Origin of the sequence: Micrococcus sp. HMSC31B01 (assembly GCF_001816085.1) — a bacterium.
GTDB lineage: Bacteria > Actinomycetota > Actinomycetes > Actinomycetales > Micrococcaceae > Micrococcus > Micrococcus luteus.
Genome location: NZ_KV825339.1, coordinates 1 through 8,842 on the forward strand (window position 1 = coordinate 1; position 8,842 = coordinate 8,842).

Here is an 8,842-nt window from a genome sequence, read left to right on the forward strand (position 1 = left end):
GCCCGCCTCCGGTCACCGGAGGCGGGCCCGTCGTCGTCGTGGGGTGTCAGTCCTGGACGAAGTACATCTGCTTGTTGACGAACTCGTCCATGCCGAGCGGGCCGAGCTCGCGGCCGAAGCCGGAGCGCTTGATGCCGCCGAACGGGATCTCCGCCCCTTCTCCCGCCGGCGTGTTGACGTTGGCCATGCCGACCTCGAGCTGCCGGGCGATCCGCTCGGCCTGAGCCTCGTCCTGGGAGAACACGGCGCCGCCCAGGCCGTACTGGGAGTCGTTGGCGAGAGCGAGCGCCTCGTCCGCGGACGCCACCTTGTAGACGACGGCGACGGGGCCGAAGAGCTCCTCGCGGTAGGCGTCCATCTCGGAGGTGACGCCCGTGATCACGGCCGGGGCGAAGCGGGCGCCCGCCTCGTCCGTGACGGTCCCGCCGACGTGGACGGTCGCGCCCTGCTGACGGGCCCGCTCCACCTGCTCGGCCAGGCCCTCGGCGGCACCGCGCGAGGACAGCGGGGTGAACACCGTCGGGTCCTCGTCGGCGGCCTCCCCGGGCTTCATGGCCTCGGCCAGGGACACCAGCTCGGCCACGAAGGCGTCATGGATGTCCGCCGAGACGATCATGCGCTTGTTGGAGTTGCAGGCCTGGCCCATGTTGTACATGCGGGTCGCCCACGCGGTGCGGGCGGCCTCGGCCGGATCCTCGGCGTCGAGCACGATGTACGGGTCCGACCCGCCGAGCTCGAGGACGGCCTTCTTGAGGTGCTGGCCCGCGAGCGCGCCGATCACGGAGCCGGCCCGCTCGGAGCCGGTCAGGGAGACGCCGGCCACGCGCGGGTCGGCGATGAACTCGGCGATCTGGTCGTGCGTGGCGAACACGTTGGTGTACACGCCGGCCGGCACGCCGGCGTCGTCCATGATCTGCTGCACGGCCAGGGCCGAGCGCGGGCAGATCTCGGCGTGCTTGAGCACGATCGCGTTGCCGAGCATGAGGTTCGGCGCGGCGAAACGGGCGATCTGGTAGTACGGGAAGTTCCACGGCATGACGCCCAGCAGCACACCCAGGGGCAGGTGGCGGATCATGGCGCGGCCGCCCCCGTAGGTCTCGATGGGGCGGTCCGCGGCGAGGGTGGGGCCCTTGTCCGCGAAGTAGCCGAAGATGGCCGAGCTGAACTCCGCCTCCTCGACGCCCTCGGTCACGCGCTTGCCCATCTCGGTGGCGATGATCTGCGCGAGCTCGTCCTTGCGCTCCTCGAAGAGGTCCGCGACCTTCTGCACGATGGTGGCGCGTTCCTCGATGGGGCGGGCGGCCCATGCGCGCTGGGCGGTCTCGGCGGCGGCCAGCACCTGGTCGACCTCACCGTCGGCGAGGGCGGGGAAGGTCTCCACGACCTGGCCGGTGCTGGGGTCCTGCACGCGATAGCCGGTGGGGGTGCTCATGAGTGGGTCCTCTCGTTGGGGTCCCGGACCACGGCAGTGCCGTCGTCGTCCGGACGGATGATGGGGATGGGTCGGGTCGAGTCCGTCTGCGGCAGGGTCTCGCCACGGAAGTAGGCCGGGTGGCGCAGCCGCGTCCACATCATCAGTACCACGCCGATGGCCAGCACGCCCATGCCCAGGATGAACACGGTGCCGACACCGAACACGGAGGAGCCGGAGCCGTAGTCGGGGTCGGTGGAGTCCATCGCGGTCACGCAGAACATCACCAGCAGCACGAGGCCGCCGATCAGCGGGAACAGGAAGGTGGTGAGGGCGTTGCCCACCGAGGTGAACCACTCGCGGCGGAAGTACCAGACGCAGGCCAGGGCGGTGATGCCGTAGTAGAAGCAGATCATCAGGCCCAGAGCGGTGATGGTGTCCCACAGGGCGTTCTCGGAGAGCAGCCGCGTGACGACGTAGAAGAGGCCGGCGAAGCCCGCGCACACCCAGGTCGCGAAGGCCGGGCTGTTGAACCGGGGGCTCAGCTCGGCGAAGCGCGCGGGCACGGCCCGGTAGAAGCCCATCGCCAGCAGGGTGCGGGCCGGGGAGACCATGGTGGACTGCAGGGAGGCCAGGGAGCTGACGAGGATCGCGCTGGACATGATCACGGCAAAGGGGCCCAGGATCGGGCCGGCGAGGACCGCGAAGATCGACTCCTGGTTGTCCGGGTTGCCCGCGCCCAGGCCCTCGGAGCCGATGCCCGCCCAGGAGATCACGGCCAGGGCGGACAGGATGTAGACGGCGATGATGACGAACACGGTGACGGCGGCGGCCCGGCCGGGGGTGCGCTCGGGGTCCTTGGTCTCCTCGTTCATCGTGAGGGTCACGTCCCAGCCCCAGAACAGGAAGATGGACAGGGAGACGCCGGCCGCGACCACACTGAAGTCGCCCGCGGTGAACGGGTTGAACCAGTCCAGCTGCACCGGGGTGGGGTCGAAGCCCGCGCCACGGGAGGACTGCGTCAGGGCGGCGACCGCGAACGCACCGAGGGCCAGGATCTGGAAGGCCACCAGGATGTACTGCAGGTGCTTGGTGGTCTCCATGCCGCGGTGCGAGATCCATCCGGCCAGGGCCAGGTACACCAGGGTCAGGGGGATGTTGACCCACAGGTTGCCGGCCAGGTCCGCGATGGCCTGGCTCCCGGTGATCTGGGCGAGCAGCAGGAACGTGAAGTCGACGGCGACGGCCGCCAGGTTGGACAGCACGATCACGGAGGCGGCGATGAGCCCCCAGCCGCCCATCCACCCGACATACGGCCCGAAGGCGTGCGTGGCCCAGGTGAACGACGTGCCGGAGTCCGGCACCCGCGTGTTCAGCGCCCGGTAGCCGAGGGCCACCAGGAGCATCGGGATGAAGCCGAGCAGCAGGATCGCGGGCACGTGGGTGCCGACGGTGCTGATGGTCGGCCCGAGGCCCGAGGTCAACGTGTAGGCGGGGGCGACGACGGAGACGCCGATCACCACCGCCCCGAGCAGGCCGACCTTGCCGGCCTGGAGCCCCTTGTTGCTCACCCCGCCCGGGTTGAGCAGGTTGACCTGCTCGATGGCGGAGGTGGTCGGGTACACGTGCTCGTGTCCCTCATTGTCGACGACGCGGCGTCGTGGGGTGGATGCGCTCATGAGGATGTCCTTGTCCGTCGGGCCGGTCAGCCGGTGGGCTGCCCCGCGTCGGTGGCTTCCCGCTCGGCGATGGCCAGGGCGGCGGCCTCGCCCATGCGGATCGCGCCGTCCACGTGCTGGTAGCCCTCGGCTGCGATGTCCGAGCACGCGTAGTGGATGGGACCGGTCGGGCGGTTCTGGAGGTGGCCCCAGCGGGAGAGCCCGCCGAGGTCGTAGCTGGTGGCGTAGGCGCCTCGGGTCCACTCCTCGGCGGCCATGTCCGAGAGGAAGAACGCGATCGGCTCGAGGGTCCGGGGGCCGAGGTACTCGGCCATGGCGCCGAGGATCGCGGCCTTGCGCTCCTCCTCCGGCAGGGCCCACATCTGCTCCGCGTACACGTCGGACACGAAGCCGACGAGGGTGCCGTGCGGGTCCTCCTCGCCCGGGGCGCCACCGGCCAGGTTCTCGCCGCGGTTGGTGTTGTCATAGATCTCCTGGACGAGACGGCCCCCACCGAAGCACGTGCCGGACAGGCCCTCCTCGCGCCAGAACGGGGTCTCGTACACGGCGTGCACCTTGATGACCAGGCCCATGGAGATGTGCTGGTGCGCGATCTGCTGCTCGCGCGGCATCGGCGGCTCGAAGGAGATGCGGCTGTAGAGGTTCGGCGGGACGGCCAGGACCGCGTAGCGGGCGTGCACCTCGTAGTCGTCAGTGAGCGCCACGACGTCGCCGGCGGCGCCGTCGTGCGCCACGCCGTTGCGCACGTCTGCGGCCACACCGTTCTTCTCGTCCGCGGTGGACGGGTCCGGCTCGGCCCAGCGCAGGGTGCGCACCGGCTGGCCGAGGACGACGTCGTCGCCCAGCTCGGCGGCCATGGCCAGGGACACGGACTGCATGCCGCCCTCGACGCGCTTGTCCAGGATGAAGTCCTCGTCCACCAGGTTGCGGAACGACCCCGCCGAGGCGGACATGAGCAGCGCCTGGAGCAGGGAGAAGGTGTGGGAGGGCTTGGTCAGCATGCCGGAGGCGATGTAGATGGAGACGTTGTCGATGGCCTCCGGGTCGTCGGACTGCTGCTCCAGCCAGTGCCGGAAGGAGATCTTGTCCAGCTCGGCGGCCCGCGGGTGCTCCCACGGGGCGGCGGCGTCGATCTCGGCGGTCAGTTCGTCGATCTTGGCGATCAGGCGATCCATCTCCCGGTCCGTCTTCTCGGCCACCGGGAAGTCGAGGCCGTCGTAGACGTGGCGTTCTCCGCGCGGGTCCACGTAGACGTTGCGACCGTCGCGGAAGCGGGAGAACGTCGGCAGGCCGAGCTCCTCCACCAGGGAGATGAGGCGGGTCTGGTCCGGGGAGATCCACTGGCCGCCGATCTCGATGAAGTGGTCCTTGCCGTCGGCGCCCTCGACCAGGCCGTTCCAGGTGCGGCCGCCGACGCGCCGGCGAGCCTCCAGGACGGTGACGGACAGGCCCTGGGCCTTCGCGGTGCGGGCGGCCATGAGGCCGGCCGGGCCGGCGCCGATCACGACGACGTCGCTCGTCCGGCGCTCGCGGCCGGCGGTGGCGGGGGCGGTGGTCATGGGGTGCTCCTCTGGCGGGGACGGGGCATCGGGCGGGGCCCGGGTGAATGCCGTTCATTTAGAGTGTCGGCGCTCACTGTACGGGCCGCGCGCCGGGAAGGGAAGGCTGGTCCGTAGCCGGCCTGACACCTCCTGCCCGTCCGACGGGTCAGAATGGCCGGATGGACGAGACCACTGAACCGCCCCGGGCGCGCCGCCACCGCGGACGACCTCTCTCCCCCGCTCTGAGCCGCGAAGCGATCGCGGACGCGGCGCTCGCGGTCGCCCGCACCGAGGGATACGAAGGGCTCACCATGGCGGCGGTCGGCCGTCGCCTGGGCGTGGCGCCGAGCGCGCTCTACAACCACATCAGCGGCAAGCATGAGCTGCTCGTCCTGCTGCAGGACGCCGTGATGGGCGAGGTCTCGCTCGTCGAGCTGGAGGCCGCGATCCGGGGCGAGGTGCCCGTCGTCGCCGCCCTGCGGGCGTGGGCGCGCTCCTACCGCGACGTCTTCGCGGCCCATCCGCCGCTGATCCCGCTCATCGCGACCCTGCCGATCGAGGGAGCCCCGTCGACGCAGCGGGTCTACGAGACGGTGTGCGCGGTGCTGGCCCGGACCGGTCTGGCGCCGGAGCAGGTGCTGGCCCGGGTGATCGCGCTCGAGTCGTTCATCTACGGGTCTGCGTACGACGTCGACGCTCCGGCCGACATCTTCGAGGTGGCGGGGGCGCAGGAGCGCCTGCCCGCGCTTGGCGCGGCCGCCGAGGCCTTCCGGGCGGGCGGGGGCACGCGCGCGACGGGGGCGCGGAACCCCTATGCGGACGCACCCTTCGAGGAGGGACTGGACCTGCTGCTGGCGGGCCTCGGCGACTGACGCGCGGGCTGCCGGCCGCGTGTCATGCCGGCACGGACGCGCCGCCCCTGAGCGTAAGAGGGGCGGCGCGTCGAAGGATCTGTGCGCGGCGGGCTGTCAGTCGGTCAGGCCCAGACGACGGCGGGCCGCGACCTGCACTCCCGCGGGGGCGGCGCCGAGGCCGGCCAGCCACCAGCCGGTGGACTGCCCCGTCTCGACGGTGTCCGGGGTCGTGTGCTGCTCGTCGGCGTCGGCGTCGTCCTCCGGAGCCGGAGCGGGCTGTTCCTCCCCGTCCTCCGGAGCCGGGGCGGCCTCGTCGGCCCGGAACGCGGCGAGCGCCGCGGCGGTGTCCGGGTCGGTCAGGTCGAGCGGCTTCCCGTTGAGGACGCCGTCCTCGGCATCGAGGAAGCCGTCGTACGCGGCGGGGATCTCCTCGCCGACGTGCACGGTGACGGTCTGGACATGGGCGACGTGCTCGCTGTGGAAGTCGACGGTGAAGGTGTCCGTGCCGACGAAGCCCTCGTCGGGGATGTACCAGGCACGGAGCTCGGAGTGCTCCGAGTCACGGAACGCGAAGACCTCACCGTGGGCCGGCTCGGCCACGACCGCCGCGTAGGTGTTCTCCATCGTCGGCGCGGCGACCAGGTGGACGATCTCGGCGCCCGCCACCCCGGGTGCCAACTGCATGGCCGAGTCCCAGGCCAGGGGCCGGTCCCCGAGGTGGGCCATCTGCGGGCCGTCGACGGAGTGCACGGCCGCCCCCTGATCGTCGGCGAGGTCGGTGTCCGCCTGGAGCGTGATGCCCATGTTCAGCATCTGCCCGTCCACCTCCACGTCGTACCGCACGAGGCCTTCACCGGCCGCGCCGAGCGCGCGGCGGGTCTCGAGGACGTCCACCGCACCGCCGTCGATGACGTCCAGGGCGGTGAACTCGACCTCCTGGCCGCCCTCCAGGCGGGTGCCGTCCTCGGCCACCGGGGTGAGCGTGAGCGTGAGGTCCTCCGGGTCGTAGCCGTCGTAGGTCTGGAAGAGGGCGGTGGTGACGTTCTCGTGGTCGACGGCCTGGAAGTAGCCGGCCTGGGGGCCGTGGGCGTCGTCCCAGGCGGCGGCGGGGCCGGCGAGGGCGACGGCGGTGCTGAGGCCGGCGGCGGCGACGGCGACGGGCAGGTGACGGAGGGAGGGACGACGGGTACGGATGACGGACATGGCAGCTCCTCACTGAGTCGGCCGGACAGGGCCGGCGGCCCCCGCCTCTGCAGCACCGGTGTTCCGGGCTCCACGGGTGGGGACGCCTCGAGTCTGTCCGCCGAGAGCCTGCCATGAAAGAGCTATGCGACGTCGATGCGTGATCGACGCTGGACCGCAACCCGGCCGTGACCGGTGGTTCTCGACGGCGAGCTGGCCGTTACGACGACGAAGGCCCGGTCCGCACGGACCGGGCCTTCTGACTGGTGGAGGTAAGGGGATTCGAACCCCTGACCTTCTGCATGCCATGCAGACGCGCTACCAACTGCGCCATACCCCCAGGTGGGTGGTGACTCCGTTTCCGGCGGACCGGCCGGAGCACCTGAACAGAATACCCGGCCTGCAGGGACCGCGCAAACCGGCCGGGCGGCGTCGATGGACCGCCGCGGTCCCACGGCCTAGCGTGCAGGGGACGCTCCCATGCCCGCCGCCAGCCCAGGAGGTCCTGCATGTCCCCCACCGACGCACCGATCCGCACCGCGCTGATCGGCTACGGGTTCGCCGGGAAGACGTTCCACGTCCCCCTGCTCCACGCCACGGAGGGACTCGCTCTCACCCATGTCGTCTCGAGCCGCCCGGACGCGGTGCACGCGGACCTGCCGGACGTCGTCGTGGTGCCTGACGTGGACGCGCTCCTGGCGTGCCACGACGTGGACCTCGTGGTGATCGCCGCCCCGAACGACCAACACGCGCCGCTCGCGCGCACGGCCCTGAGGGCGGGTAGGCACGTGGTGGTGGACAAGCCGTTCACGCTGAGTCTCGCCGAGGCGCGGGAGCTGCGCGACCTCGCGGCCGAGACGGGGCGGGTGCTGCGGGTGTTCCAGAACCGCCGCTTCGACAGCGACTTCCTGGGCATCGCCGAGCTGGTCCGCTCCGGCCGGCTCGGGGACGTCGTCCACCTCGAGTCCCGGATCGACCGTTTCCGCCCGACCGTCCGGGACCGCTGGCGGGAAGCCGCGGTGCCCGGGGGCGGCATCTGGTTCGACCTCGGCCCGCACCTGGTCGACCAGGCGCTCCTGCTCTTCGGTGTCCCCGATCGCGTGGACGCCGACCTCGCGGTCCTGCGTCCGGGCGCCCCGGTCGAGGACTGGGCGCACTGCGTGCTGCAGTACCCGGGCCGGCGCGTCGTCCTGCAGGCGTCGATGCTCGTGGCCGGCGGCAGCCCGCGCTTCGCGGTCCACGGGACGCGCGGCTCCGCGGTGAAGGAACTGCCGGATCAGCAGGAGGCGCAGCTGCGCGCGGGTCTGCTCCCCGGCGCCGAGGGCTGGGGCGTCGACCCGGACCCGATCCTCCTGCACGACGTGGAGGGGAACATCGAGCGCGTCCCTGCGCCGACCGGAGCCCAGCAGCGGTCCTACACGGGCGTGCGCAACGCGATCCTGGGCCGCCCGGGCAGCGACGCCGCCACCCCCGACCAGGCCGTCGCCGTGATGGCGGTGCTCGAGGCCGCCGTCGCCTCGGCGCGGGAGGGCCGTGCGGTGGAACCCGCACTCACGGCGGTGGAGCGCGCCGCGTTCCCGGGCGTGTCCCCCGCACCGACCGCGGCGGAGCGACATCACCGCAGTGCAGAACCGCGGTGATGTCGCGGGGCGGCGGTCGCCTCCCGGCCCCGCACGGGAGTCCGACGACGACGAAGGCCCGGTCCATATGGACCGGGCCTTCTGACTGGTGGAGGTAAGGGGATTCGAACCCCTGACCTTCTGCATGCCATGCAGACGCGCTACCAACTGCGCCATACCCCCAGATGTGGGCGTCACCCGCGATGTTCACGCGCCGTTTCCGGCCCGTTCGCCTCGCTGGCAACTCGACCAGCGTACACGGTCCCCGCGCGGGCGCCAAATCGGCGTCCGGGCCGGGGCGCCCTCAGATGCCGTAGCCCTCGAGGGTCCAGTCGCCCCAGCCCTCCGTCGCGGGAGCGAACGCGCCCTGCAGCACGGCGGCGCGGGCGTTGCCGATCCGTTCCATCGCCGCGAAGGCCTCGCCCTCGTGACGCAGGAGCAGCCCCGTGGCCGCGCGGATCAGCGCACCGTGGGCCACGGCGAGCAGCGTGTGGGCGCCACCGTCGCGCGGGGTGTCCGCCCAGTGCGGGGGCACGTGTCCGCGCAGCGCACGCAG

Annotated in this window: 6 protein-coding genes, 2 tRNA genes and 1 pseudogene; 2 read left to right on the forward strand and 7 right to left on the reverse strand. The window is 71.9% G+C overall.

Annotation, left to right across the window (positions count from 1 at the left end; translation table 11 throughout):
• Positions 1-46 precede the first annotated feature (46 nt).
• The 3 genes from HMPREF3105_RS10470 to HMPREF3105_RS10480 are packed head-to-tail and all read right to left on the reverse strand — an operon-like array spanning position 47 to position 4,649.
• On the reverse strand, positions 47-1,432 hold the full coding sequence (locus HMPREF3105_RS10470; RefSeq protein WP_036316960.1) for an NAD-dependent succinate-semialdehyde dehydrogenase: 1,386 nt from the start codon (positions 1,430-1,432) through the stop codon (positions 47-49).
• On the reverse strand, positions 1,429-3,090 hold the full coding sequence (locus HMPREF3105_RS10475; protein WP_036316957.1) for an APC family permease: 1,662 nt from the start codon (positions 3,088-3,090) through the stop codon (positions 1,429-1,431). Before HMPREF3105_RS10475 ends, HMPREF3105_RS10470 begins: the two co-directional genes overlap by 4 nt.
• A 26-nt stretch (positions 3,091-3,116) precedes the next feature.
• On the reverse strand, positions 3,117-4,649 hold the full coding sequence (locus tag HMPREF3105_RS10480) for a flavin monoamine oxidase family protein (RefSeq protein ID WP_036316954.1): 1,533 nt from the start codon (positions 4,647-4,649) through the stop codon (positions 3,117-3,119).
• A 161-nt stretch (positions 4,650-4,810) separates the two neighbouring features.
• On the opposite strand from HMPREF3105_RS10480, the gene HMPREF3105_RS10485 reads away from it, so the two are divergent.
• Complete coding sequence (locus tag HMPREF3105_RS10485) at positions 4,811-5,503, forward strand: TetR/AcrR family transcriptional regulator (RefSeq protein WP_036316951.1); 693 nt, start codon at positions 4,811-4,813, stop codon at positions 5,501-5,503.
• Between the two features lie 96 nt (positions 5,504-5,599).
• On the opposite strand, the gene HMPREF3105_RS10490 is transcribed toward HMPREF3105_RS10485, so the two are convergent.
• On the reverse strand, positions 5,600-6,688 hold the full coding sequence (locus HMPREF3105_RS10490) for a hypothetical protein (RefSeq protein ID WP_070709544.1): 1,089 nt from the start codon (positions 6,686-6,688) through the stop codon (positions 5,600-5,602).
• Between the two features lie 243 nt (positions 6,689-6,931).
• Positions 6,932-7,007: transfer RNA gene (locus HMPREF3105_RS10495), tRNA-Ala, on the reverse strand.
• A gap of 169 nt (positions 7,008-7,176) precedes the next feature.
• Here HMPREF3105_RS10495 and HMPREF3105_RS10500 point away from each other — a divergent pair.
• On the forward strand, positions 7,177-8,307 hold the full coding sequence (locus HMPREF3105_RS10500) for an oxidoreductase (protein WP_036316946.1): 1,131 nt from the start codon (positions 7,177-7,179) through the stop codon (positions 8,305-8,307).
• A gap of 86 nt (positions 8,308-8,393) precedes the next feature.
• Here the strand turns inward: HMPREF3105_RS10500 and HMPREF3105_RS10505 are convergent.
• Positions 8,394-8,469: transfer RNA gene (locus HMPREF3105_RS10505), tRNA-Ala, on the reverse strand.
• A 121-nt stretch (positions 8,470-8,590) separates the two neighbouring features.
• Positions 8,591-8,842 (reverse strand): annotated as a pseudogene (locus HMPREF3105_RS10510) (histidine phosphatase family protein); the annotation flags it as partial.

What these genes read in the sequence shown, in the direction of transcription:
- HMPREF3105_RS10490 (WP_070709544.1), bottom strand. Translation starts at nt 6,688, where the DNA reads ATGTCCGTCATCCGTACCCGTCGTCCCTCCCTCCGTCACCTGCCCGTC.
- HMPREF3105_RS10470 (WP_036316960.1), bottom strand. Translation starts at nt 1,432, where the DNA reads ATGAGCACCCCCACCGGCTATCGCGTGCAGGACCCCAGCACCGGCCAG.
- HMPREF3105_RS10480 (WP_036316954.1), bottom strand. Translation starts at nt 4,649, where the DNA reads ATGACCACCGCCCCCGCCACCGCCGGCCGCGAGCGCCGGACGAGCGAC.
- HMPREF3105_RS10485 (WP_036316951.1), top strand. Translation starts at nt 4,811, where the DNA reads ATGGACGAGACCACTGAACCGCCCCGGGCGCGCCGCCACCGCGGACGA.
- HMPREF3105_RS10475 (WP_036316957.1), bottom strand. Translation starts at nt 3,090, where the DNA reads ATGAGCGCATCCACCCCACGACGCCGCGTCGTCGACAATGAGGGACAC.
- HMPREF3105_RS10500 (WP_036316946.1), top strand. Translation starts at nt 7,177, where the DNA reads ATGTCCCCCACCGACGCACCGATCCGCACCGCGCTGATCGGCTACGGG.